Origin of the sequence: Billgrantia ethanolica (genome assembly GCF_021404305.1) — a bacterium.
In the GTDB taxonomy this organism is placed as follows: domain Bacteria; phylum Pseudomonadota; class Gammaproteobacteria; order Pseudomonadales; family Halomonadaceae; genus Halomonas; species Halomonas ethanolica.
Genome location: NZ_JABFTX010000001.1, coordinates 1,259,554 through 1,282,509, shown reverse-complemented (window position 1 = coordinate 1,282,509; position 22,956 = coordinate 1,259,554). Strand labels below are relative to the sequence as shown.

20 protein-coding genes are annotated in these 22,956 nt (G+C 62.6%); 17 read left to right on the top strand and 3 right to left on the bottom strand.

Annotated features, from left to right (window positions below; translation table 11 throughout):
- Window positions 1–27 precede the first annotated feature (27 nt).
- The 12 genes from HOP53_RS05740 to HOP53_RS05685 all read left to right on the top strand — a co-directional run bounded on the left by HOP53_RS05740 (window position 28) and on the right by HOP53_RS05685 (window position 14,674).
- On the top strand, window positions 28–2,214 hold the full coding sequence (locus HOP53_RS05740) for a methyl-accepting chemotaxis protein (protein ID WP_234269121.1): 2,187 nt from the start codon (window positions 28–30) through the stop codon (window positions 2,212–2,214).
- Window positions 2,211–3,077, top strand: coding sequence for a CheR family methyltransferase (locus HOP53_RS05735; protein WP_234269120.1), 867 nt, complete (start codon window positions 2,211–2,213; stop codon window positions 3,075–3,077). The genes HOP53_RS05740 and HOP53_RS05735 overlap by 4 nt, the downstream gene beginning before the upstream one ends.
- Window positions 3,078–3,197: 120 nt before the next feature.
- Window positions 3,198–4,259, top strand: a complete 1,062-nt coding sequence (locus HOP53_RS05730) for a protein-glutamate methylesterase/protein-glutamine glutaminase (protein ID WP_234269119.1) — start codon at window positions 3,198–3,200, stop codon at window positions 4,257–4,259.
- Window positions 4,260–4,318: 59 nt separating this feature from the next.
- Window positions 4,319–6,064 carry a methyl-accepting chemotaxis protein gene (locus HOP53_RS05725; protein ID WP_234269118.1) on the top strand — a complete coding sequence of 582 codons (1,746 nt, stop codon included), beginning with the start codon at window positions 4,319–4,321 and terminating at the stop codon, window positions 6,062–6,064.
- 78 nt (window positions 6,065–6,142) lie between these two features.
- The gene (cheY, locus tag HOP53_RS05720; protein WP_010628881.1) at window positions 6,143–6,532 is read left to right on the top strand and encodes a chemotaxis response regulator CheY; all 390 of its coding nucleotides are present in this window, start codon (window positions 6,143–6,145) and stop codon (window positions 6,530–6,532) included.
- 39 nt (window positions 6,533–6,571) lie between these two features.
- The gene (cheZ, locus tag HOP53_RS05715) at window positions 6,572–7,246 is read left to right on the top strand and encodes a protein phosphatase CheZ (RefSeq protein ID WP_234269117.1); all 675 of its coding nucleotides are present in this window, start codon (window positions 6,572–6,574) and stop codon (window positions 7,244–7,246) included.
- A 161-nt stretch (window positions 7,247–7,407) separates the two neighbouring features.
- Window positions 7,408–8,607, top strand: coding sequence for a flagellar biosynthesis protein FlhB (gene flhB, locus HOP53_RS05710; protein WP_234269116.1), 1,200 nt, complete (start codon window positions 7,408–7,410; stop codon window positions 8,605–8,607).
- Window positions 8,604–10,685: a flagellar biosynthesis protein FlhA gene (gene flhA, locus HOP53_RS05705; protein WP_234269115.1), complete on the top strand. Its 2,082-nt coding sequence runs from the start codon at window positions 8,604–8,606 to the stop codon at window positions 10,683–10,685. Before flhB ends, flhA begins: the two co-directional genes overlap by 4 nt.
- Window positions 10,686–10,688: 3 nt before the next feature.
- A complete protein-coding gene (flhF, locus tag HOP53_RS05700; RefSeq protein ID WP_338073292.1) occupies window positions 10,689–12,905 on the top strand; it encodes a flagellar biosynthesis GTPase FlhF in 2,217 nt (738 codons plus the stop codon).
- Between the two features lie 81 nt (window positions 12,906–12,986).
- Window positions 12,987–13,490: a hypothetical protein gene (locus HOP53_RS05695; protein WP_234269698.1), complete on the top strand. Its 504-nt coding sequence runs from the start codon at window positions 12,987–12,989 to the stop codon at window positions 13,488–13,490.
- On the top strand, window positions 13,487–13,903 hold the full coding sequence (locus HOP53_RS05690; RefSeq protein ID WP_234269113.1) for a flagellar protein FlhE: 417 nt from the start codon (window positions 13,487–13,489) through the stop codon (window positions 13,901–13,903). The genes HOP53_RS05695 and HOP53_RS05690 overlap by 4 nt, the downstream gene beginning before the upstream one ends.
- Before the next feature lie 63 nt (window positions 13,904–13,966).
- Window positions 13,967–14,674, top strand: a complete 708-nt coding sequence (locus HOP53_RS05685) for an RNA polymerase sigma factor FliA (RefSeq protein ID WP_234269112.1) — start codon at window positions 13,967–13,969, stop codon at window positions 14,672–14,674.
- Window positions 14,675–14,770: 96 nt separating this feature from the next.
- Here HOP53_RS05685 and HOP53_RS05680 read toward each other — a convergent pair whose 3' ends face one another.
- Both HOP53_RS05680 and HOP53_RS05675 read right to left on the bottom strand, forming a co-directional pair.
- The gene (locus HOP53_RS05680; protein WP_234269111.1) at window positions 14,771–15,982 is read right to left on the bottom strand and encodes an EAL and HDOD domain-containing protein; all 1,212 of its coding nucleotides are present in this window, start codon (window positions 15,980–15,982) and stop codon (window positions 14,771–14,773) included.
- A 115-nt stretch (window positions 15,983–16,097) separates the two neighbouring features.
- A complete protein-coding gene (locus HOP53_RS05675) occupies window positions 16,098–16,874 on the bottom strand; it encodes an EAL domain-containing protein (RefSeq protein ID WP_234269110.1) in 777 nt (258 codons plus the stop codon).
- A gap of 253 nt (window positions 16,875–17,127) precedes the next feature.
- On the opposite strand from HOP53_RS05675, the gene HOP53_RS05670 reads away from it, so the two are divergent.
- From HOP53_RS05670 to HOP53_RS05660, 3 genes are all read left to right on the top strand, one after another.
- Window positions 17,128–17,952 carry a motility protein A gene (locus HOP53_RS05670; RefSeq protein ID WP_234269109.1) on the top strand — a complete coding sequence of 275 codons (825 nt, stop codon included), beginning with the start codon at window positions 17,128–17,130 and terminating at the stop codon, window positions 17,950–17,952.
- Window positions 17,939–18,625 carry an OmpA/MotB family protein gene (locus HOP53_RS05665; RefSeq protein ID WP_234269108.1) on the top strand — a complete coding sequence of 229 codons (687 nt, stop codon included), beginning with the start codon at window positions 17,939–17,941 and terminating at the stop codon, window positions 18,623–18,625. The genes HOP53_RS05670 and HOP53_RS05665 overlap by 14 nt, the downstream gene beginning before the upstream one ends.
- A gap of 112 nt (window positions 18,626–18,737) precedes the next feature.
- On the top strand, window positions 18,738–20,603 hold the full coding sequence (locus tag HOP53_RS05660) for a putative bifunctional diguanylate cyclase/phosphodiesterase (protein WP_234269107.1): 1,866 nt from the start codon (window positions 18,738–18,740) through the stop codon (window positions 20,601–20,603).
- A gap of 15 nt (window positions 20,604–20,618) precedes the next feature.
- On the opposite strand, the gene argF is transcribed toward HOP53_RS05660, so the two are convergent.
- Window positions 20,619–21,539: an ornithine carbamoyltransferase gene (gene argF / locus HOP53_RS05655; RefSeq protein WP_234269106.1), complete on the bottom strand. Its 921-nt coding sequence runs from the start codon at window positions 21,537–21,539 to the stop codon at window positions 20,619–20,621.
- Between the two features lie 163 nt (window positions 21,540–21,702).
- Between argF and HOP53_RS05650 the strand changes: the two genes are divergently transcribed.
- Together HOP53_RS05650 and HOP53_RS05645 are read left to right on the top strand one after the other, a co-directional pair.
- The gene (locus HOP53_RS05650; RefSeq protein WP_234269105.1) at window positions 21,703–22,053 is read left to right on the top strand and encodes a Grx4 family monothiol glutaredoxin; all 351 of its coding nucleotides are present in this window, start codon (window positions 21,703–21,705) and stop codon (window positions 22,051–22,053) included.
- Window positions 22,054–22,301: 248 nt separating this feature from the next.
- Window positions 22,302–22,940, top strand: a complete 639-nt coding sequence (locus HOP53_RS05645; RefSeq protein WP_234269104.1) for an HPF/RaiA family ribosome-associated protein — start codon at window positions 22,302–22,304, stop codon at window positions 22,938–22,940.
- The last annotated feature ends 16 nt before the right edge of the window (window positions 22,941–22,956 follow it).

The following is a 22,956-nucleotide window of genomic DNA, read 5'->3' as shown; positions in this document are numbered from 1 at the left end:
CACACGAGGCGGTGAAGGATAATAACTATGCGCGACAATCAACCGGTTACACAGCGGGAATACAAGCTGGACGATCAGCACCTGCTCATCACCCGCACGGATCTGGAGGGGCGTATCACCTACGCCAACTCCGCCTTCGTGGAGGTGAGCGGGTACTCCCATGAGGAGTTGATCGGGTCGCCCCACAACCTCATTCGCCATCCCGACATGCCTCAGGAGGCCTTCGCCGATCTGTGGAAGAGCTTGAAGCGCGGCGACACCTGGCAGGGAGTGATCAAGAATCGGCGCAAAAATGGCGATCACTACTGGGTACAGGCCACGGTCACGCCGATTCTCGAGGAGGGCAAGTGTCTGGGCTATACCTCGGTGCGGACACGCGCCGAGGCGATCGCTGCGGAAGCGGCGGAGAGAGCCTACGCTCAGCTGCGGGAGGGGCGCGGCAAGCTGGCGTTCAGGCAGGGGCGCATGGTGCGTCGCGGGCCGCTGGCGGCCCTGGCCCGGCTCAACGTGCATACCATTCGCGCCAAGCTGGTGATGCTGATCCTGGTGCCGGTGTTGCTGCTGTTGCTCAGCGGGGCCGTGGGGCTCTATGGCCTCAAGGTGTCGGGCGACCGGGTCGTATACCTCAACAATAACGGCGTGCAGGACATTGCCGACCTGCAGCGCATCGATCAGTTGCTGAGTCAGCTGATGATCGATCTCGAGCGGCCGGTGCGCAATCCCAGGGCGCTGCGGATGGAACAGATACATGAGCTGTCCGACGATACGGAAGCGGTCGTCGAGCGAATCAGGGCGTCATGGGTGAGCTTCCTCGATGGGGAGGATGTGACACGCAGCGAAGTGGCGGCGCTGGATGCGCAGCTCGATACCGCCATCGACGACGGCATCCGTCCGACCCTGCAGGCGCTGATCGACGGTAGCGGCTTTGCCGCCTACGAAGCCTACAATGACGTGCTGCGAGCGGAAGTCGACGCCATCGGTGGCAGCATCAATAGTCTGATCGAAGGCAAGCTGGACTATGCCAACCGGCTGGCTGCAGAAGCCGAGCGTGGCCAGCAGCTGATGTTGACCGGCCAGATCGCGGCGCTGTCGGTGGGAATTCTGTTCCTGATTCTGCTGGGTATCTGGACCCTGCGTGCCATTACGCGGCCGCTGCGCCGGGCCGTGGACTTCACCCTGCAGGTGGCCTCGGGCAATCTAGCGGTGCGCTCTCCGGACCGGACCCGCGATGAGATCGGCGTGCTGCTCGGGGCGCTCAACACCATGCGCAAGAGCCTCTACAGCACCACCGCCAGCGTGCAGCAGGGCATCGATGTGGTGACGCCGGCGTCGCGCTCGATCGCTCAGGGCAACGAGGATCTCTCCGCGCGCACCGAGCAGCAGGCCGCTTCGCTGCAGCAGACCGCCTCCAGCATGGAAGAGATGACCACCACGGTGCAGCAGAACACCGACAACGCTCGTCAGGCCAGCGGGCTGGCGCTGGACAATGCCAGCCGCGTGCGCGACACCGGCGAGCTGATGCACGGCGTGGTGCAGACCATGGGTCGCATCACCGCCGGTGCGGAGAAGATGAAGGACATCATCAACGTGATCGACTCCATTGCCTTCCAGACCAACATCCTGGCGCTGAACGCCTCGGTGGAGGCGGCGCGGGCGGGCGAGCAGGGGCGTGGTTTCGCGGTGGTGGCCGGTGAGGTGCGCAACCTGGCCGGACGCAGCGCGGACGCCGCCAAGGAGATTCGTCAGCTGATCGACGGTTCGGCCAGCGAAATCCACGAGGGTGCCAGCCAGGTACAGCGGGCCGAGCAGGCGATGAGCGAAGTGGTGGCGGCCTCGCAGCGGGTCAACGACATCATGGGCGAGATCACCGCCGCCTCGGAAGAGCAGAGCAGCGGTATCGGCCAGATCAATCAGGCCATCACCGAGATGGACCAGGTCACGCAGCAGAACGCCGAGCGCGTGCAGCAGAGCGCGCGGGCCGCCAGCGACCTGCAGCATCAGGCCGAGCTGCTCGCCCGAGCCATCCGCGTGTTCCGTTTGCGCGGAGCCGGCCCTGAACAGGTGCCGAGCCCTCAGCATAATCAATCTTTCGATACTACACCGAATGAACGATCTAGTGCCGCCCCCGCGTTGTCGCACGACCCGCTTCCCAGGAAGCAGGCCGCCGTCAAGCCGAGCAAAGCGGCCGCCGATGAGGAGTGGGAAACGTTTTGACACAGTTTCGGGCGCCCGGTAGCGAACCGGGGCAATGGTCAGGGCTGGGTCACCTGGAGCGTGACTTGGTGCTGACCGATGAGGACTTTGCCAAGATTCGCCAGCTGATCTATCAGCGGGCCGGAATCGTGCTGGCGGAGCACAAGCGTGAGATGGTGTACAGCCGTCTGGCCAAGCGCTTGCGGCATCACGGCCTGACCCGCTTCAGCGACTATCTCGAAAGGCTGGCACGCCAACCCGATTCACGGGAGTGGGAGGCATTCACCAATGCCTTGACCACCAACCTCACCGCCTTCTTTCGCGAGATGCACCATTTCCCGCTGCTGGCCGAGCACATCAGCAAGGTCAGGGGGCCGGTGCGTATCTGGAGCGCGGCGGCGTCTACCGGCGAGGAACCCTACTCCATCGCCATGACCTTGCACGAGGTCCTGGGCGCGCGAGCCAACGATGCTCGTGTGGTGGCGACTGATATCGATACCGAAGCTCTGGCCCGTGCCCGGGCCGGAGTCTATCCCATCGAGCAGGTGCGCAAGCTCGATGACGAGAGGGTCAGGCGTTTTTTCCACAAAGGACGGGGGCAGCATGAAGGCCTGGCCAGGGTACGCCCGGAACTCACGTCCATGGTGGAGTTCCAGCACATGAACCTGCTGGCACCTCAATGGCCGATCAAGGGGCCCTTCGATGCCATCTTCTGCCGTAACGTGATGATCTATTTCGACAAGCAGACCCAGGCACGCATCCTCGAACGCTTCGCTCCCTTGCTCAAGCCCGATGGCCTGCTGTTTGCCGGCCACTCCGAGAACTTCTCCTACATCAGCAAGGTGTTTCGCCTGCGTGGGCAAACCGTTTACACCCTGGCCTAGCAAGTGCCCGTGCTCGGGCAGTTTCGCCTAATGCCTAAAGTTTTCGCCATCCGTGCCGATCAATGAGGCATGCCCTTTGCTGCGGGTCGCAAGACTCCCCTACGTGACAGGAGATTTGCCTTGGGATCGAACAGGATCAAGGTGTTGTGCGTTGATGATTCGGCGCTGATTCGTGATCTGCTCAGCGAGATCATCAACTCGCAGCCGGACATGGAAGTGGTGGCCGTGGCGCCGGATCCACTGGTCGCGCGCGATCTCATCAAGCAGCACAACCCCGATGTCCTGACGCTCGACGTCGAGATGCCGCGTATGGACGGTCTCGATTTTCTCGAGCGTCTCATGCGTCTGCGTCCGATGCCGGTGCTGATGGTCTCTTCCCTTACCCAGGCCGGTTCGGAAATCACCCTGCGTGCTTTGGAGCTGGGTGCGGTCGACTTCGTTGCCAAGCCGTCGCTGGGCATTCGCAGCGGTATGCTGGAGTACGCCAACGACATCGCTGAGAAGATCCGCGCTGCCGCCAAGTCGCGCCCGCGTCAGGCGCGCCAGGCCCAGGCTGCACCGCGTGCCACGCTCAAGGCGCCCTTGGTATCGAGTGAGAAGCTGATCATCATCGGGGCCTCTACCGGTGGCACGGAAGCGATCCGTGCCGTGCTCGAGCCTCTGCCGGCCAATAGCCCGGCCATTCTGATCACTCAGCACATGCCCGGCGGTTTCACCCGCTCTTTCGCCGAGCGGCTCAACCGCCTGTGCAGCATTACCGTGAAGGAAGCCAGTGACGGCGAGCGTGTGCTGCCGGGGCACGCCTACATTGCCCCGGGTGATGCGCACCTCAAGCTGGCGCGGAGCGGGGCGAACTATGTCGCCAGGCTCGATGATGGTCCGCCGGTCAACCGTCACCGCCCGTCGGTGGACGTGCTGTTTCACTCCGCCGCCACCCAGGCCGGGCGCAACGCCATCGGCGTGATCCTGACCGGCATGGGCAAGGATGGCGCCGCCGGTCTGCTGGAGATGCGACAGGCGGGCTCGGCCACCCTGGCTCAGGACGAGGCGAGCTGCGTGGTCTTCGGCATGCCGCGAGAAGCCATCGCGCTGGGTGGGGCCGTGGAGGTAGTGGGTCTGGACGAGATTCCGGAGCGGCTGATGGCGCTGGTGGCGGCTTCCGGTCGCGCCCAGCGTGTCTGACATCTTGCTTTCATAACAACAATAACGAACAGCTGTCTTGTTCTTACAGGGAAAATCAAATGAGTCGATATATTCGTAACATCAGCATCCATGCGTCCATGATTGGCGTGCTGGTCTGTTTCGCCGTGCTGATAGGTTTGGTGTCAGTGATCTCGATCATGTCGGACCGTCAGGCCACACGGATCATGGCTGATCTCGACCGTATCAACGTTCAGCAGCTCAACGAGATCAATCGTGCCGATGCGCTGCTCAACGTGGCGCGGGTGAGCCTGGAGATCGCTTCCAACCAGATCATGCTGGGCCGCATGGCAGATGCCAACCAACAGCTCGCTATCGCCGATGATCGCATGGACCGTGCGCAGGTGAGGCTGAACAACTTCTCGGCTGCGCCGAAGTCGGCCCAAGCTCAGGAGCTGGCGCAGCAGCTCGAGCAGAATTTCAATACCGTACTGGAGCTCGTCCGTGAACAGCATGTCGCACTGGACGAACTCAATACCCCGGGGTTTGGCAACCTTCGTGATCAACTCATCGAGCCGAGTAACGCTCTGGCCGAGAACATGACCGAGTTCGTCGCCTATGGCTTCAGCAGCGGCCAGGCCATGACCGAAGACTTCCGTGCTCAGTCGGAGCGCTTCGTGTTCATCACCCTCGGGGCGCTGTTGCTGGCGCTGGTAGTGCTGGTGATGGTCTACGTGGGTCTTCGCAGCACGGTGATCCGACCGCTCAACTCGGCAGTCAAGCATCTGCAGGCCATCGCCAAGGCCGATCTGACCGCCAGAATTCCCGAGGGCAGTCGCAACGAGATCGGCAAGCTCTTCAACGCCATGCGCAACATGCAGCAGAGCCTGACGCGAATCGTCGCCCAGGTGCGAGACGGCAGCAGCTCGATTCATGTCGGCACCCGAGAGATTGCCAGCGGCAATGCCGACCTCTCTTCGCGCACCGAGCAGCAGGCGGCTTCGCTCGAGGAGACGGCCTCCAGCATGGAAGAGATCACCGCCACCGTGCGCCAGAACGCCGACAACGCGCGTCAGGCCAGCGGTCTGGCGCTGGATGCTTCGACCACGGCAGAGCGGGGCGGCGAGGTGGTTGATCGCGTGGTCAAGACCATGGGGGGGATATCGACCAGTTCGCAGAAGATCAGCGATATCACCAGCGTCATCGACTCCATCGCCTTCCAGACCAACATCCTGGCGCTGAACGCCTCGGTGGAAGCGGCGCGTGCCGGCGAGCAGGGGCGTGGCTTCGCCGTGGTGGCCGGGGAGGTTCGCAACCTGGCCAGCCGCAGCGCCACGGCAGCCAAGGAGATCAAGGAGCTCATCGATGGTTCGGTGGCCCAGGTCAAGGAAGGGTCACAGCTGGCCGAGCAGGCCGGCGAGACCATGGATGAAGTGGTCAAGGCCGTGCGTCGGGTCACCGACATCATGGACGAGATCTCCGCGGCGTCCCAGGAGCAGAGCGACGGTATCGAGCAGGTGAGTCAGGCGGTGGGGCAGATGGATCAGGTGACTCAGCAGAACGCCTCGCTGGTGCAGCAGGCGACAGCCGCCGCCGCCTCGCTGGAGGAGCAGGCGAATCGCCTGGAGCAGGCCGTGGCCGTGTTCCGTCTGTCCGGCGACGTCAAGCCCGAGTCCAGTACTCATGCCGGCAGCGAGCCTACGGCGAAGCGTGGCGGCGTGCCTGCCCTGGCCAAGCCGGGTGCCTCGTCGCACGGTGCGTCGCGAGTACCGGCCGAGATCGACCCCAAGCCCAGCCGCAAGCCCCGTAAAGAGGCGGTGGCCGAAGGCGACTGGGAAGAGTTTTAAGTAGCGTCAACGAATCCCGACGGCACCTGGGCGGCCGTCGGTCATGAATCAGTGCCTGGATAGAAGAGAGGAATCCCGATGGCCGACAAGAACATGAGCTTTCTGGTGGTAGACGACTTTCCGACCATGCGTCGGATCGTTCGGAGCCTGCTCAAGGAACTCGGTTACACCAACGTCGAAGAGGCCGAAGATGGCCAGGAGGCGCTGAGCAAGCTGCGCGGCGGGTCGTTCGAGTTCGTGGTCTCCGACTGGAACATGCCGAATCTCGACGGCCTGGAAATGCTCAAGCAGATTCGCGCCGATGCCGCGCTCAAGGACCTGCCGGTGCTGATGGTAACGGCGGAGGCCAAGAAGGAGAACATCATCGCGGCAGCCCAGGCTGGCGCCAGCGGTTACGTGGTGAAGCCGTTCACCGCCGCCACGCTGGAAGAGAAACTCAACAAGATTTTCGAGAAACTGGGCAAGTGACGCCGGCTGGCCTGTCCTGCTTGCGAAGGAGACAACAAGATGAGCGCAAACGAGTCGCCCGGTGCTGCCGGTGAGGACCTGGTCCAGCGCATCGGCCAGCTGACACGCATGCTGCGGGAAAACATGCGCGAGCTGGGTCTGGACAAGGAGATCGAGAAAGCGGCGGAAGCCATCCCCGATGCGAGGGATCGGCTGAGTTACGTCGCCACCATGACCGAGCAGGCAGCCGAGCGTGCTTTGAACGCCATCGATCGTGCCCAGCCCCTGCAGGACTCGATCAGCAGCGGCGCCGAGTCGCTGGACAAGCGCTGGGCGGAGTGGTTCGCCGAGCCCAAGGAACTCGACGAAGCCCGTGAGCTGGTCAAGGAGACGCGTTCCTATCTGGCCGAGGTGCCTGACAAGACCCAGGCCACCCAGAAGGAGCTGCTCGAGATCATGATGGCCCAGGACTTCCAGGACCTGACCGGCCAGGTGATCAAGAAAATGATGGATGTGATCCGTGAGATCGAGCATCAGCTGGTGCAGGTACTGATCGACAACGTGCCCGGAGAGTTGGCCCGCGAGAGCATGCAGCGAAAGGCCAACGACCAGTGGGAGAACGATGCGCGGCGGCGGGAAGAGGGGCTCAAGAACGGCCCACAGATCAAGCCTGGCGCCGATGTTGTCACCAATCAGGATCAGGTGGACGATTTGCTCGACCAACTGGGTTTCTGAACGCCGCCTGGCGATTTGCTCAGCCATCTCTCCCAACTGCACTACCTTCCCGGCGCCGAGGGTCGTGGCCGATAAAGCCACGATCATCGGCGCTTTTTGGCGTATCGCCATCTCCTCGTTGACGCCACAATGGCCACCGTGCGGAAAAGTGTGCGGGAGCCATGGCCGACCAGAGCAGCGATCAGGAAAAGACCGAAGAGGCCACGCCTCGACGCCTCGAGAAGGCGCGAGAGGATGGCCAGGTCGCCCGCTCTCGTGAGCTGACCACCTTCATGCTGTTGCTAGGTGGCGTGGTCGGCATGTGGTCGATGGGGGCAATGCTTTACGACCAGTTGGGTCTGGTCATGGAGCAGGCCTTCCTGTTCGAACGGCGTCAGGCCTTCGATACCGGACCCATGCTGAGCAACTTCCTTGATCTCGGCACTCGTACGCTGCTGATCATGCTGCCGTTTTTTTTACTATTGACCGTGGTGGCCCTGGTGGCGCCGGCATTGCTGGGCGGCTGGTTGATCTCGGCCAAGTCGCTCAAGCCGCAGCTGTCGAAGCTCAATCCGCTCAAGGGCCTGAAGCGCATGTTCGGCGTCCAGGCTCTGGTAGAGCTGTTCAAGGCAATAGCCAAGTCGGTGCTGGTAGGCGGTGTGGGTATGGCCTTCCTCTATTTCCATCGCGGGGAATACCTATCGTTGATGGATCAGCCGACCACCCAGGCGTTGGCCCGGGCGCTGATGATGGCGGCCCAGGCATGCGGTCTGATGGTGCTGACGCTGCTGGTCGTGATTTTGATCGACGTGCCTTACCAACTGTGGAATCACGCCAAGAAGCTGCGCATGTCCAAAGACGAGGTCAAACGTGAGCACAAGGAGTCGGAGGGTGATCCGCACCTCAAGGCGCGGATTCGCTCTCAGCAGCAGGCGATGGCGCGCGGTCGCATGATGAGCAAGGTTCCGGAGGCCGACGTGATCATCACCAACCCCACCCACTATGCCGTGGCGCTGCAGTATGACGAGAAGGGCATGGGGGCTCCCCGCGTGGTAGCCAAGGGGGTCGACCTGGTGGCGGCACGTATCCGCGAGTTGGGCGAGGAGGCTGGCGTTCCGTTGCTGCAGGCGCCGCCGCTGGCGCGAGCGCTGTATCATCATGTCGATCTGGAGCGCGAGATTCCGCTCGATCTTTATACCGCCGTGGCGGAAGTGCTGGCCTGGGCCTTCCGTCTCAAGCACGTTACCCAAGAGGGGGGAGAGGTGCCGCCTACACCCGAAGACTTACCCATCCCGGAAAGCCTGGCCGTGCCGGCTGCCGAAACGACCGATGGGTCCAACACTGAGCAGCGGCCGTCCGTGCCCGGCGGAGCGCGCCGATGAAATCCCTGAGCCATCTCATTGGACGTCGTGACTGGATGGGCGACGTGCGCATGAAGCTGCTGGCCGGTCCGATCCTGATCCTCATGATCCTGGCCATGATGATCTTGCCGCTGCCGCCCTTTGCGCTCGATCTGTTGTTCACCTTCAATATTGCGCTGGCGGTCATGGTGCTGCTGGTCAGCATGTTTACCCAAAAACCCCTGGACTTTGCCGCATTCCCGGCGATTCTCCTGTTCACCACGCTGCTGCGGCTGTCACTCAACGTGGCTTCGACCCGGGTCATCCTGATGGAGGGCCACCAGGGCGGCGACTCGGCCGGCAAGGTCATCGAAGCGTTCGGCACCTTCCTGGTCGGTGGTAACTTCGCCGTCGGCCTGGTGGTATTCCTGATTCTCGTCATCATCAATTTCATGGTCATCACCAAGGGCGCGGGGCGGATTGCTGAAGTCGGTGCGCGCTTCATGCTCGATGCCATGCCCGGCAAGCAGATGGCCATCGATGCCGACCTCAACGCAGGCCTGATCGGCGAAGAGGACGCGCGCAAGCGGCGTGCAGAAGTCGCTCAGGAAGCCGATTTCTACGGCTCGATGGACGGTGCCAGCAAGTTCGTGCGCGGCGATGCCATGGCCGGCCTGGTGATCATGGTGGTCAATATCATCGGCGGGCTGCTGATCGGCATGCTGCAGCATGGCATGGGGTTCGGCGATGCTGCCAAGACCTATACCCTGATGACCATCGGTGACGGTCTGGTTGCGCAGATTCCTGCGCTGGTCATCTCCACCGCAGCAGGTGTGACCGTATCGCGTGTCAATACCGAGGAGGACGTCGGTCAGCAGATGATCAGCCAGCTGTTCGTCAATCCTCAGGTCATGATATTGGCGGCGCTGGTCATGGGGTTGCTGGGTCTGGTGCCCGGCATGCCCAACCTGGTATTCCTGATCTTCACCGGCCTGCTGGCCGGACTGGCCTGGATGCTGACGCGCCAGAAGGAGCAGCGCCTGGTCGATCAAGAGCTCAATACCGAGCCGCCGCCGCCACCCGAGGCACCTGAAGCCAGCTGGGACGACGTGCAGCTGGTGGATACGCTGGGGCTGGAAGTCGGCCACAGGCTGATTCCGCTGGTGGATCAGCGGCAGGATGGCGAGCTGCTGGGCCGCATCAAGAGCGTGCGCAAGAAATTCGCCCAGGAGGTCGGGTTTTTGCCGGCGGTGGTGCACATACGCGACAACCTGGAGCTGGGCGCCAACACTTACGTGATCACCCTGAAGGGAGCCGAGATCGGTCGCGCCGAAGCCTTCCCCGGGCAGTGGCTGGCCATCGACCCCGGCCAGGTCACCGGACAGCTCCAGGGCAAGCCTACTTCCGATCCTGCCTTCGGTCTGCCGGCGATCTGGATCGACGCGGGTCAGCGCGAGCATGCCCAGGTGTATGGCTATACCGTGGTCGATGCCGGCACGGTGATCGCCACCCACCTCAACCACTTGCTGCATCGTCATGCGCCCGAAATGCTCGGCCGTCAGGAGGTGCAGAAGCTGCTCGACAAGCTGGGAGAAGATCAGAAGTCTCTGGTCGAGGATGTCGTGCCCAAGGCCGTCAATCTGACGGCGCTGCAACGTATCCTGCAGAATCTGCTGGAAGAGGATGTCTCGATTCGCGACATGCGTACCATACTGGATACGCTGGCCGAGTATGCCCCGCATCAGCAGGACGTCAACGAGCTGACGGCGCTGGTACGCATTGCCCTTGGGCGGACGATCACGCAGCAATGGTATCCAGGACGCGATACGCTGAACGTGATCGGTCTGGATGCCCAGCTCGAGCAGGTGCTGATGCAGGCCATGAACGGCAATGGAGCGCTCGAGCCTGGGCTGGCGGAAACGCTGATGACTCAGGCCGAACAAGCCGTCGAGCGGCATGAGGCCAGCGGAGAGCCGCCGGTACTGGTGGTCCAGCACAGCCTGAGACCGCTGTTGGCCAGGTTCCTGCGTCGGCGTATGCGTCACATGGTGGTCATGTCGCAGGCGGAAATTCCCGATGATCGGACACTGCGCGTCACGACGCTGGTGGGGGGTCGATAAGCGATGAGTGTGATGCGGTTCCTGGGAGCCAACAGTCGAGAAGCCATGCGCCAAGTGCGAGCGGCACTTGGCGATGAAGCTCTGATTTTGGCCAACCGACATACCGAGCAGGGGGTCGAGATCCTGGCGATGGCGGAGTCGGCAGCACCGACTTCCAGCGAGGTGACTTCCTACAAGCAGCCCGAGCCTCAAGTTCCCCCAGCCCGAGAGGTGCCGGTAAGCACGGACCAGGCGCAGGTTCAGGCCTTCGAGGCCATGAGTGCCAGGCTGCTCGAGGAAATGCGTGACATGCGCGCGCTGCTGGCACGCGACAGAAGCGGGCCGGAGGCGGGTGGCACGGCCGGCGAGCAGTTCGTGCGGGCAATTCTCGAAGCGGGCTTCAGCCAGGCGCTGGCTGAAGAGGTCGTCGCCTCGTTGCCGGAAGAGCTGGCTGATGTCGAAGCGCTGGACGAGCGTGCCATGGCCTGGCTCGTTCGCCAGCTGTCCAAGCGACTCGTAGGCCTGGACGACGAAGCCGCCTTCATGGACCGTGCCGGTATCGTGGCGCTGGTCGGCCCTACCGGCGTGGGCAAGACGACCACCACGGCCAAGCTGACGGCACGCTACGTCATGCGCCACGGCACCCGTCCGGTAGCGCTGGTGACCACCGACAGCTTCCGCATTGGCGCCCATGAGCAGCTGCGCATCTATTCACGGCTGCTCGACGTTCCCATGTACGCCCTCAACGCCGACCAGCCGGTATCGGATCTGCTGGAGCGGATGAAGGGCAAGTCCTGCGTACTCATCGATACGGTAGGCATGAGTCAGCGCGACCAACGCGTGATCGAACAGATCGGCCACCTGCGTGGTGGCAACACCTCGGTTCGCCTGGTGCTGCTGCTCAATTCTGCCAGTCAGCCGGAGACCCTTGAGGAGGTGGTGGTGCGCTACCGTCAGGCGGCCCAGGCGGCCGGCGGTGAGATCAGCGACTGCATCATCACCAAGCTGGACGAGGCGGGCAGGCTGGCTCCGGTGTTGGACATCATCATGCGCCACGGGCTGCGGCTGCTGTTCGTCTCTCACGGCCAGCGGGTGCCGGAGGACATGGCCTTGGCCGAGCCCGTCTCGCTCATCGAGCAGTGCCTGGCCAATCGTGTGCCCCTGGCTCGTGCCACCACCTCGCCGACGCCCCCAGACAACTCCTCGCGCGGTGCCGGCAATCTGCTGGGGCAGGGCCGCCGCCTGGCAACGGTGCTGCTGGCCTTGCGCGAGCGCTTACCGGCCTTCGACGGGCTGGAAGCCGTATGGAATCTGCTGGGCCTGCCGGCTTCCGTGCAGCAGCAGCGTTTCGATGCGCTGCTGGCGGATCATCCCCGAGCCGGTCAGGCCCACGGCATGCTCTGGAGCGAGCGGCGACGGGTACCGGGCGAGCACTGGGCGATGCCAGACGTGGCACTGAATGCAGAAGGCACTTGGCTGGCGCTGCCGCTATTGCAGCATCGCCAGGTGGCGGGCCAGCAGGCGCGACTCGAAAGCGCGTTGCAGCATCACGATGCCGGTGTGCATCTGATGAATGGTCTGCCCGATGCCGAGGCCGGAGATTGGCTGGAGCGCCAGGGTCTTTCCTGGTGCAGCCAGGTTCGGGGCAGTCTGCGGGTCGCGCATGCGGGCGAGCGCCACAGCTTGGCGGCGCTGGAGTCGATGGCCGAAGCCGCCGGTCAGGTTCGCTGCCGTTTCCGCGGCGCGCCTGCTCGTCTCATGCTCGCTGCGCTGCCGGTCGAGGTGAACTTCAAGGGCAGCCGCCGTGAGCGGTCGGGCTTCGACGCCCAGGCCTGGTTTGGTGAGGTTCGCGATGCAGAGAGCGGCAAGGCTTTGGCCAGACGCTACTGGATCGTTCCTGCCGGGCTGAGCCGCGACCCCGAGCCGCTGCTGCTCGCGCTGCTGCAAGCCGATGTACTGCCGCAACTCGCACGCCGCGCCTGGCAGCGTCTCGAGCCGACCGAGGCTGGCGATCTGCGTGGCGATGTTCGCTTGCTCATGGCCAGCGGTCTGGCCACGGTGGCAGCCCACCTCGACTTTGCCGAAGATGAGGCCGCCATGGATCTCAGGGCCGAGCTGTTGGGCCTCGGCGGTGGGCGTCGCCGACGCCGAGACGTGGCGCTGCTCGAGTCTCTGCTACAACTTTTCCTGGTGCGCGATGCCATTCGCCACCTTGGCCTCGGTGAACGGGAGACAGGCTAGATGGGATGGGACCAGGCCGCGGGATTGCGCCAATGGGCAAACGGAACGACGCAGGATGAGTGCCCGACACACGTGGCCGAGATGCTGGTCGAGCTGGCCACGGGAAACAAGGCGGAGAATGTCCGACCCAAGCAGGCCAGCGGCCAGGCTGCCGGCGCCAAGGCAGCAGGGGAGCTGCCGAGGTCGCCGCTCAGCAGGGGGGGGCGGACGCTGATGGTGCTGGGCCTGCCGGGCACTGCCGAGCGACATACCGCGCGGGTGAGCGAGCTGTTGGAGAGCTGGGCACACGAGGGACGTCACTGGGTAGGCGATCCCCGCGCCTGGCGTATCGTGGCGCTGTCGATCAGCAGCCCGCATCTGTCGCTGCTGGCAGCACAGCAGTCTCAATGGGCGCTGTGGATAGATGACGACCTGGAAGCGTTTCGCCGCGGATATCGTATGCTCAAGCAGATTTCCGAGCAGGGTGGGCCGCGACGCTTGATTGCCGTGCATCCGCCGGGCGTGGGGCGGCAGGGTCTATTGAGCAATCTCCAGTACGTGGCAGAAGCGTATTTCGATATCGAACTGCTGGTATTGGCGCGATGAAAACGTTCAGGCTGCGGCAACTCTGTTTTCTGACCGTTGGCGGATTGTGGGCGGGTCTGGCTCAGGCGGCCGGCAGTTGGGTTGCTACGGCGCCTGCCGTGCAGGTGGTCATGGCCGAGCGACATGCCGTTTCCGCTGCCTTGTTGCCGCCATCTCCCGAACTGGCACGTGGGCAGGTGATGAGTCGCGTGGTCTGGCAGTTTCAGCCGCCCGCCGGCAGTCAGGTGAACGCCTGGCTCTGCCACCCCGGGGACTGTATTCGCCTGCATGGACCGCGAGGGCAGACCGAGGCACTGGCCGGTGTGCCGGCAGATACGCCACTGAACTTTCAGTTTTCACTGCAGGACCGTGGGCAGCGCGCCATGACCCTGCAGGGGCTGCAGGTGATCGTGAATCACGACGACCTGCAGTGATTCTGACCCGTCGAGCGCTGAACGTCGTCGCTCGAGGGAACCGTCAGCCGCGAGAGCAAGAGCATGTACACAGCACGAGGCAAGATCGAACAGACAGACCTGCTGGAGGAGTACCTGCCGCTGGTGAGGCGCCAGGCGCTGTCCATGCAGGTGCGACTGCCGGCAAGTATCGAACTCGATGATCTGATCCAGGCCGGCACCGTGGGGCTGCTCGAGGCGATGGGCCGCTTCGATGCCACTCAGGGTGCGAGTTTCGCTACCTTTGCCAGCCAGCGTATCCGTGGCGCCATGTTGGACGAGCTGCGCAGTCGCGACTGGCTCCCTCGCAGCGTTCGGCGTAATGCCCGGGCCGTCGATGAGGCCGTGCGCAGTCTGGAGCAGAAGCTCGGCAGGCCGGCGGAAGAGCTTGAAATAGCCGCCGAGCTCGAGATGGGGCTCGAGGAGTATCGTCAGCTGCTCAGCGATACCAACAGTGGCCATCTGCTGCCCTTCGAGGTGCTCGTGTCGGAAGGCGCCGAGCCCGGTATCGAGGACGCCTCGCTCGATACGCCTTATCATCTGCTCATCGACGAGGAGCGCCGCCGACAACTGGTCGAGGGTATCGAGGCGCTGCCCGAGCGGGAAAAGCTGCTGATGGCGCTCTACTACCAGGAAGAGCTCAACCTGAAGGAAATCGGCGCCGTGCTTGGAGTCACCGAGTCGCGAGTGTGCCAGTTGCATAGCCAGGCGGTGAGCCGGTTGCGGTCGCGCCTGGCGGACAGCGACGCCTAGGCACTCCCAAACAAAAGGGTTTTCCCAAGCGAAAGGGTTCTCCCAAGCGTAAGGGTTTACCCAAGCCAAGGCCGCGGGTAGGCAGCTCTCGCAAGTCTACAGGTTGTCCATCAATGCCTTGGTGCTGGCCAGCGCGTTCATGTAGCAGCCATGTAGCCGGTCGGCGGGGACTTCATCGATAGCTTCCTCGACCTGGCATTCGTGGTTCTCGCACAGAACCAGCACGGCACCGAGTGGTCCGCTGCGATACTTCAATGCCTTGATGATCGGCTCACCCAGAGGCAGGTGGTCGAGCAAGGTGTTGCGGTCCTCTTCGAGCAGGGCGTCCATCATCGAGAACAACCCAGTAGTGAAGGCATCCTCGGGGTCGAGAGTGGGGAAGGGAGCCGCCAGATAGCGGCACATGAAGGCACGGATCAAGGCCATGCGCAGCACGATGCGAGAAGAAGGCTGAAGACTGGCAAGAGTCAGGGTCAGAATCAACCGTCGCAGCTCGATCAGCCCCAGGATCTGTACCGCACGATGCAGATCGACTGCCTTGCCGCCACGATTGAAGTAGGTGGAGTTGGCGCGGCGCAGAATCGCCACATGCAGGTGGGGCACTTGCACCACCAGCTCATGCAGCCGGGTGAGGTCACTGCTGTCTTCCTCATAGAGGGCGCGAATCAGGCGAATCTGGGCGGCGCGGTTGCCATGGCGGCCACGAGGCGGCGAGGCAATGAAGCTGGGACGTGCCAGATAGTCGCCGTCGTAGTAATCGCAGCCCATCAGCTGATAACGCTCCAGGGCTTCGCGGCTGTCGAGATTCTCCACCAGCAGCTTGATATTGCGAGGCGGCAGCTTTTCCAGCGTCTTTTCATCCAGTTCGTTGGGTGAGGTCAGCTGTATGATGTCACAGCGACCCAGCAACGCAGCGGGATCCTGCTTGAACAGCCGAGAGGGCACGATGACCCGGTAGCCTCGCTCGCGAATGTCATCCAGACGCGCGAGCAGCTCGCTATCCAGCGTACTGGCTTCGGCAACGCCAAGCGCCAGCCGCGGCGCCGGGGTGGGCAGCAGTTCGGGGCGATCGAGCCATTCCAGGGGCAGGTCGACGAACAGTGTCCTGTCACCCAGCAGTCCGGCATCGCCAAGCTCGTAAACGGCGCTGGCCAGGGCCCGGGCGGTGGCGGACATGAGATCCTCGGCCTCATCCTCGACGTCGCTGCGCCGAGTGTAGACGAGGCGATCCGCCACGTGATGATGGCTGGCATCGTGAACCGGATGAAGTGCGATGGTAAAAGGCTCTGGATCCCTTTGCTCGGGCATGTGGCTTGGCTCCCTGCTGAGTGCTGTAACACCCAGGTATGTTCTCATGTTTCCAGAAATGACAGCTCCGGTACCGCTTGTCCCAGCATTGCAGCTTCTACTACGATTTCAGCTTCTACAGAGCCTGGCGCAGCGCCGCGAGGCCTGGCTCGAGATCCGGTGCGAGGCTCTCGAGGGCAGGGCGGGCATGGAAGAAGCCCTGCTGCTTCGGGATGCCGTGTCGTCCGAGCCACAGTGCCTCGTCGCGGGTCTCCACGCCCTCGGCAATCAGGTCGATACCGAGTTCCCCGGCGAGGCCGACGAGGGCTTTGAGGATCGCCTGCCGACGAATGTCGTCATCACAGCCCATCACCAGAGCGCGGTCTATCTTGAGCCGGTCCGGGTGCAGCACCGTCAACAGATCGAGATTGGCGAAGCCGTTGCCGAAGTCATCCAGGGCGGTGGTAAAGCCCATGCTGCGATAGGCTTCGATGATGCTGCGCAGATGCTTCTGGTCCTGCACCTTTTCGCTCTCGGTTACCTCGAACACCAGCCGCTCTGTCGGCCACCCGACCTTCTGGGAAATATCCAGCGTCGCCTGAATGCACGCCTGCGGTTCGTAAACGGCATTGGGCAGAAAGTTGATCGACAGGCTCTCGCGCATGCCGAGCCGGCTGGCCAGCTCGATGGCACGAATGCGGCAAGCCTGGTCGAAGCGGTAGAGCAGGCGCGGCGTCACCTTGGCCAGGATACTGCCGGCAGACTCGCCGGCGGGCCCCCTCACCAAAGCCTCGTAGGTAATGATCCTGGCCGAGCTCAAATCGACGATCGGCTGGAAGGCCATGGTGAACTCGAACGGCAGCTCGCCTTCGCAGCGCTCGCAGTGTCCCTCCTTTTCGGCGCATCGATGCATGGCAACTCCTTCCCGAGCCTGTTCGGTATCGTCTGCGTGGTTGGGCAGTGCAGTGCACTCACCGTCTCGTCGAACCGTCACCGGTCAAGCCCACCTGCTCATCCTATCGGCAATGCAGGTGAGAACTTTAGCGACCCATCGGAAATTGATCTGTATCAATTATTGATGGGCAATCCCGGTATCGAACTAAAGCAATCGTCAACGCTGCCGATACTTTCCGATAGACTCGATGCCCCGCATCTCAGGAGCCTGAATGAATCCCTCGACTATCATCGGCATGTTTGCCAGCGTCGTACTGCTGGTCAGCGTTCTCTTCTTTACTGCCGAATCGCCCCAGAGCTTTCTCAACCTGCCGGGTCTTGCCATCGTACTGGCCGGCACCATGGCGGCAACCTTCATCAGCTATCCGCTCAAGGAAGTCGTCAGGGTGGTGCGTCTGGTGGGGCTGGTGTTTCGGCGCGAGAACACCTACATACGAGATGATATCAAGGAGCTGGTGGATATTTCTCGGCTGTGGTTCAAGGGCGACGTCAGGGCCGTCGAGGCAGCGCTGGAGAAGGCGCACAACCCCTTCCTGCGCACCGGCATTCAACTGGTCATCGCCAATACCAAGGAAGAAGAGATCTTCGATCTGCTGCGCTGGCGCATTGCCCGGCTCAAGGCACGCGAGCATGCCGAAGCGCAAATTTTTCGCACCATGGCCACCTACGCACCGGCCTTCGGCATGATCGGCACCCTGGTGGGGCTGGTTAACATGCTGGAGGTGATGGAGTCGGGGGATCTTCACGTGATCGGCCCGCGCATGGCCGTGGCCCTGCTGACGACCTTCTATGGCATCCTGCTGGCCAACCTGGTGTTCAAGCCGATCGCCGTCAAACTCGAGCGACGTACCGAAGAGCGCCTGATCGCCATGAACATGGTTCTGGAAGGGATCTCGCTCATCACCAAGCGACGCCTGCCTTCCTTCATCGAGGAGACCCTGAATTCCTTCGTCGCCAACTATCACGACGAGATTCGCGATCCCAGCGTGGCCAAGCGAGACGTCATCGACGAACAGGTGCAGAATGCTCGACCGTAGCACTCGCGATGTGCTGCACCCTCCTCCCACTGGCGAAGGCGATGGGGAGGGCTGGCTGGTCAGCTACCTGGACGTTTTGACGCTGCTCATCACGCTGTTCGTCCTGCTTCTGTCGCTGGCTGGCAATGGACTGGCGATTCAGGGCAGTCGGCATGGCGGCGAGGTGGCCACGGCGATCGCTCCTCAGGCCGAGGCGGCGGCGCGCATGGTGGCGGGATCGGGGCTCAAGCCCCAGCACGAGGGGTTGCAGCCGCGCTTGCCGAGTCTGAACATCGAGGGCGTCAGCGTTGCCGAAGGGCAGCGCGGCATCACCCTGCGTATCGATGACAACCTGCTGTTCAGCAGTGGCCAGGCCACCCTGACTGCGCAGGGGCGCGAGGTCCTGAGTGGCTTGCGCGAAACGCTGGAAAGGTTCGATGGGCAAATTTCCGTCGAGGGCCATACCGACGATATTCCCATCGCCACGGCCCAGTTTCCCTCGAATTGGGAGCTTTCTTCGGCACGTGCGATCGCCGTGCTGCGCTATCTCTCTGAAATAGGAATTTCTCCTCAGCGGCTGCGTGCGGTGGGCTATGCCGACACGCGACCCATGGAGAGTAACGACTCCGTTGAGGGGCGTGCCGCCAACCGCCGCGTCGAGCTGCTGTTGCATCAGGAGCTCCGGGAAAACTAGGCTGGGGCTGCGGGACCATTCACTTTTTCGGCACATTATCCTTTAGATGGAACAACTTTTCGGTTCGGGCGTGGGTGATGGCTTGAGCGCTATCCTGGCCGGATGGCCAGGCATGTTGCTGGTAGCGTCTGGTTGGCTTTCGGCGGCACTGGTGGGCATCGTGCTGCTGCGTCAATCTCGGCGTGTGGCACCTTCCGAGGTGGCGTTACGGCGAGGGGCGAAGCGTCAGCGGCAGTTGAATGCAACGCTGTCGGCCGAGCGCGATATCGCGGCATTGGCGTTCGAAACCCATATGGGTATTTTCATTACCGATGCCCAGGGTGCTATTTGCAAGGTAAATGCCACATTCGAGCGTATCACCGGCTATCGTGCCGAGGAGGTGCTGGGTGAGAATCCACGTATTCTCAACTCGGGCCAACATGATGCCGACTTCTATCGTCAAATGTGGCGTGGCATTCATCAGAGCGGCAGTTGGAACGGTGAGGTGTGGAATCGGCGCAAGAATGGAGAAATCTACCCGCAGTGGGTCACCATCAGTGCAGTGCGTGACGACAGCGGGCAGCCGACCCACTATGTGGCGACGATCTCCGATGTCTCGTTACATCGCGCCGCCGAGCAGGAGGCCCACCGCCTGGCTTTCTTCGATCCGCTGACTGGCCTGCCGAACCGCCGCATGCTGCTGGAACGCCTGGCTCAGGCCATGCCCGATAGCAGAGACCACGAGCAGCCAGCGGCACTCGTGTTCGTCGACCTGGATGGATTCAAGCACGTCAACGACAGTCACGGTCATCAGGCCGGGGATGAGTTGCTGCGAATCATGGCCGATCGTATTGTCGAGGCCAGCGGTGGCAAGGCTCTGGTAGCCCGGCTTGGCGGTGATGAGTTCGTGATTCTGGTGGAAGAGTTGGGGCTCTCGGTGGCGCTCGCTTCACAGCGCATGGAGCGCCTGGCCAACAGATTGCTGGCCGCCCTTGCCGAACCCTGCTGGATCAGCGATAGACGCCATCTTCTCTCCGGCAGCATTGGCATCACCTTTCTCGGGGCGGGCGCCGGTGATGCCGAGGAGTGCCTTCAGCAGGCTGAGATGGCCATGTATCAGTCCAAGCAGGCGGGACGCAACACCTGGCGCTTCTTCGATCCAGCGATGCAGGCCGTGGCGGTGCGTCGAGCGCTGTTCGAAAGCGAGTTGCGTCAGGCCGAGCAGCGTGATGAACTGGCGCTGCACTATCAGATTCAGGTCGATCGATCCGCCAGAGTGACGGGGGTCGAGGCACTGTTGCGCTGGCACCATCCCGAGTATGGAACGGTGCCGCCTTACGATTTCATTCCCATTGCCGAACAGAGTTACCTCATCGTCTCGATAGGCGATTGGGTGCTGCAGACGGCCTGTGCGCAACTTGCAGAGTGGCAAACCAATCCGCACCTGGCGGGGCTCAGCATGGCCGTCAACATAAGCCCTCTGCAGTTTCAGCAACCCGAGTTCGTCTACCGGCTGGAAAAGATCATCGTCGCCACCGGGGCGAATCCTGAACGCCTCAAGCTGGAGTTGACCGAAAATCTGTTCATGGAGGAACCGGATGCTGTGCGTGAGACCATGCGACGTATCAGGATACTGGGGGTGAAATTTGCCCTCGACGATTTTGGTACCGGCTACTCATCGCTCGGCTATCTCAACCGTTTGCCGCTCGATCAGTTGAAGATCGATCAATCGTTCGTGCGTCCGTTGTTCGAGGATGGTGCCAATGAGGTGATCTGTGCCTCGATCATCGATCTGGGCCGCAATCTCGGCCTGGAGGTCATCGCCGAGGGGGTGGAGACCCAGGCGCATCGCGACTGGCTGGAGCGGCAGGGGTGCCACGCCTATCAAGGCTATCTGTTCGGTCGTCCCGTTCCGCTGGAGGCGTTGGAAGAGAACCTGCGCGGGTTGGTTTGTACCGCCGGGAACTGGGTCCCGGCGGTCACACCGGCAAACAGGTGAGTGCCCCGGGGACCCTCAGTGATCGACCCGGCCCAACAGCAGGAATTCGATCAGCGCCTTCTGGGCATGCAGGCGGTTGCCGGCTTCCTGCCATACCACGGCACGCGGGTCGTCGAGGAGGGTTTCGCTGATCTCCTCGCCGCGGTGGGCAGGCAGGCAGTGCAGGAAGAGCACGTCCTGCTTGGCCTGGTCGAGCAGCGCCTCGCTGACCTGGAAGCCGGCGAAATCGGCCTCACGTTTGGCCTGTTCCTCTTCCTGGCCCATCGAGGCCCACACGTCGGTGGTAACCAGATCGGCACCGGCCACGGCTTCGGCAGGGTCGCGCAACAGAGTGACCCGGTCGCCGGCGGCAGCGAGAATGTCCTGGCGCGGCTCGTAGCCCTCGGGGCAGCACACCCGCAGTTGGAAGTCGAACTGGCGCGCAGCGTTGATCCAGGAGTGGCACATGTTGTTGCCATCGCCGATCCAGACTGCCGTGCGTCCGCGCACGTTGCCGCGCAGTTCGGTCCAGGTCATCACGTCGGCCAGCAGTTGGCAGGGATGATAATCGTCTGACAGCGCATTGATCACCGGTACCGAGCTTGCCGCAGCATAGGCCTCGAGGCCGGCATGAGAGAAAGTACGAATCATCACGATGTCGACCATCTCCGCGAGCACCTTGGCCGTGTCCTCTATCGGCTCGCCGCGACCGAGCTGTGTGTCGCGTGGCGAGAGGAACAGCGCATGGCCACCGAAGTGGGCCATGGCGGTTTCGAACGAGACCCGGGTGCGCGTCGAGGATTTCTCGAAGATCATCGCTAGCGTGCGATTGGTGAACGGCGCGTAGACAGGCCCTTGTGCGCGCAGGCGATTCTTGATCGTGATGGCGCGCTGGATCAGGTAATGCAGCTCGTCGGGACTCAGGTCCAGCAGGGTCAGGAAATGGCGTGTCGCCATGGCGATCTCTCCGCGCGAAAAAACCACCATCCTAGCCAGCCTGCAGGGGATGCGCAATTCGCCCGTCGTCAGTAGAATGGAGCCATGAGCAAGAGGTTGAGCGCTGCACTCGGGTATTACCCCCTGCATCCTCCGCCACCACATCTTCCAACAGGGAGCGCACATGAGCACTACCATCGAGAACATTCAGCGCCAGATCAGCGAAAACCCCATCCTGATCTACATGAAGGGCACGCCTCAGCTGCCGCAGTGCGGCTTTTCCTCCCAGACCGTGCAGGCTCTGATGTCCTGCGGCGAGCGCTTCGCCTTCGTCAACGTGCTGGACAACCCCGATATTCGCGCTGAGCTGCCAAAGTACGCCAACTGGCCGACCTTCCCCCAATTGTGGGTCGAGGGTGAGCTGGTGGGTGGCTGCGACATCGTCACCGAGATGTATCAAAGCGGCGAGCTGGAAAAGCTGATCAAGGACGCCGCGGCGCGTGCTCAGGCCAACGAGGAAAGTGGCAACGCCTGATCCCGTTTTTCCGCCAGGTGCACAAGGCCCACGTGCTTCGGCTCGTGGGCCTTGCTGTTATTGGTTCGGTGTGTTGCTTACCTCGGGTTACCAAAACCCGGAGCAGAGTCGATTGAAATCCTCCGGTCTCGCTACCACGCTGAATGGGGCAGGGCTCGAAATGGATTCAGTCAACAGGAGGCTTCGAACGCTAGGCGTATACTGCCGGGAACATCGTTCGCCGCCGACTGAAACGACAGGGAGGAAGCATGCAAACGCCTTTGGAAATCACCTACCAGCATGTGTCGCGCTCGGAGTGGATCGACGAGTACGTGCGTTCCCGCGTGGCCAAGCTCGAGAACTTCAGCAAGGATATCGTCTCCTGCCGCGTCACCATCGAGCAGACTCAAAGTCCCCACAAGACGGGCAACCCCTACCGAGCTCAGGTCGAGGTGACTTTACCGGCCAAGGGCGAACTCGTGGCCGAGAAAAGCGACAAGGTGACCGATCCCCAGGTCCAGCTTCGTCCCATCATTCGTAACGCCTTCGAGGCGATGGAGAAGCAGCTCAAGAAGCAGACCGCCAAGCGTGACGGCAAGGTCAAGCAGCACAACGACGAGCCGCTGCCACCGGTGGCAACGGTAGTGCGAATGTTCGAGAAGGATGGCTACGGCTTTCTCAAGAGCATCAGCGGCCAGGAATACTACTTTCACCGCAATGCGGTACTGCACAGCGACTTCGAGCGACTGACCGTGGGTACACGGGTGCGTTTCGAGCCAAACGAAGGCGACGAGGGGCTACAGGCCAGCTCCATACAGATCATCGACAAGCCCGGCGTGGGCGGCTCGGCCGACGGTGATGATGACCTCGATATGCCCGCCGGCTGGGAGCAGGAGCCCCGCCACTGACCGAGGCCAGCCTGGC

Excerpts from the sequence above, each read along its gene's own strand:
- cheY (WP_010628881.1), top strand. The coding sequence starts at position 6,143 with ATGGCCGACAAGAACATGAGCTTTCTGGTGGTAGACGACTTTCCGACC.
- HOP53_RS05665 (WP_234269108.1), top strand. The coding sequence starts at position 17,939 with ATGCTCGACCGTAGCACTCGCGATGTGCTGCACCCTCCTCCCACTGGC.
- flhB (WP_234269116.1), top strand. The coding sequence starts at position 7,408 with ATGGCCGACCAGAGCAGCGATCAGGAAAAGACCGAAGAGGCCACGCCT.
- cheZ (WP_234269117.1), top strand. The coding sequence starts at position 6,572 with ATGAGCGCAAACGAGTCGCCCGGTGCTGCCGGTGAGGACCTGGTCCAG.
- HOP53_RS05660 (WP_234269107.1), top strand. The coding sequence starts at position 18,738 with ATGTTGCTGGTAGCGTCTGGTTGGCTTTCGGCGGCACTGGTGGGCATC.
- HOP53_RS05680 (WP_234269111.1), bottom strand. The coding sequence starts at position 15,982 with ATGCCCGAGCAAAGGGATCCAGAGCCTTTTACCATCGCACTTCATCCG.
- HOP53_RS05650 (WP_234269105.1), top strand. The coding sequence starts at position 21,703 with ATGAGCACTACCATCGAGAACATTCAGCGCCAGATCAGCGAAAACCCC.
- flhA (WP_234269115.1), top strand. The coding sequence starts at position 8,604 with ATGAAATCCCTGAGCCATCTCATTGGACGTCGTGACTGGATGGGCGAC.
- HOP53_RS05695 (WP_234269698.1), top strand. The coding sequence starts at position 12,987 with ATGCTGGTCGAGCTGGCCACGGGAAACAAGGCGGAGAATGTCCGACCC.
- HOP53_RS05690 (WP_234269113.1), top strand. The coding sequence starts at position 13,487 with ATGAAAACGTTCAGGCTGCGGCAACTCTGTTTTCTGACCGTTGGCGGA.
- HOP53_RS05670 (WP_234269109.1), top strand. The coding sequence starts at position 17,128 with ATGAATCCCTCGACTATCATCGGCATGTTTGCCAGCGTCGTACTGCTG.
- HOP53_RS05675 (WP_234269110.1), bottom strand. The coding sequence starts at position 16,874 with ATGCATCGATGCGCCGAAAAGGAGGGACACTGCGAGCGCTGCGAAGGC.
- flhF (WP_338073292.1), top strand. The coding sequence starts at position 10,689 with ATGAGTGTGATGCGGTTCCTGGGAGCCAACAGTCGAGAAGCCATGCGC.
- HOP53_RS05725 (WP_234269118.1), top strand. The coding sequence starts at position 4,319 with ATGAGTCGATATATTCGTAACATCAGCATCCATGCGTCCATGATTGGC.
- HOP53_RS05740 (WP_234269121.1), top strand. The coding sequence starts at position 28 with ATGCGCGACAATCAACCGGTTACACAGCGGGAATACAAGCTGGACGAT.
- argF (WP_234269106.1), bottom strand. The coding sequence starts at position 21,539 with ATGGCGACACGCCATTTCCTGACCCTGCTGGACCTGAGTCCCGACGAG.
- HOP53_RS05685 (WP_234269112.1), top strand. The coding sequence starts at position 13,967 with ATGTACACAGCACGAGGCAAGATCGAACAGACAGACCTGCTGGAGGAG.
- HOP53_RS05645 (WP_234269104.1), top strand. The coding sequence starts at position 22,302 with ATGCAAACGCCTTTGGAAATCACCTACCAGCATGTGTCGCGCTCGGAG.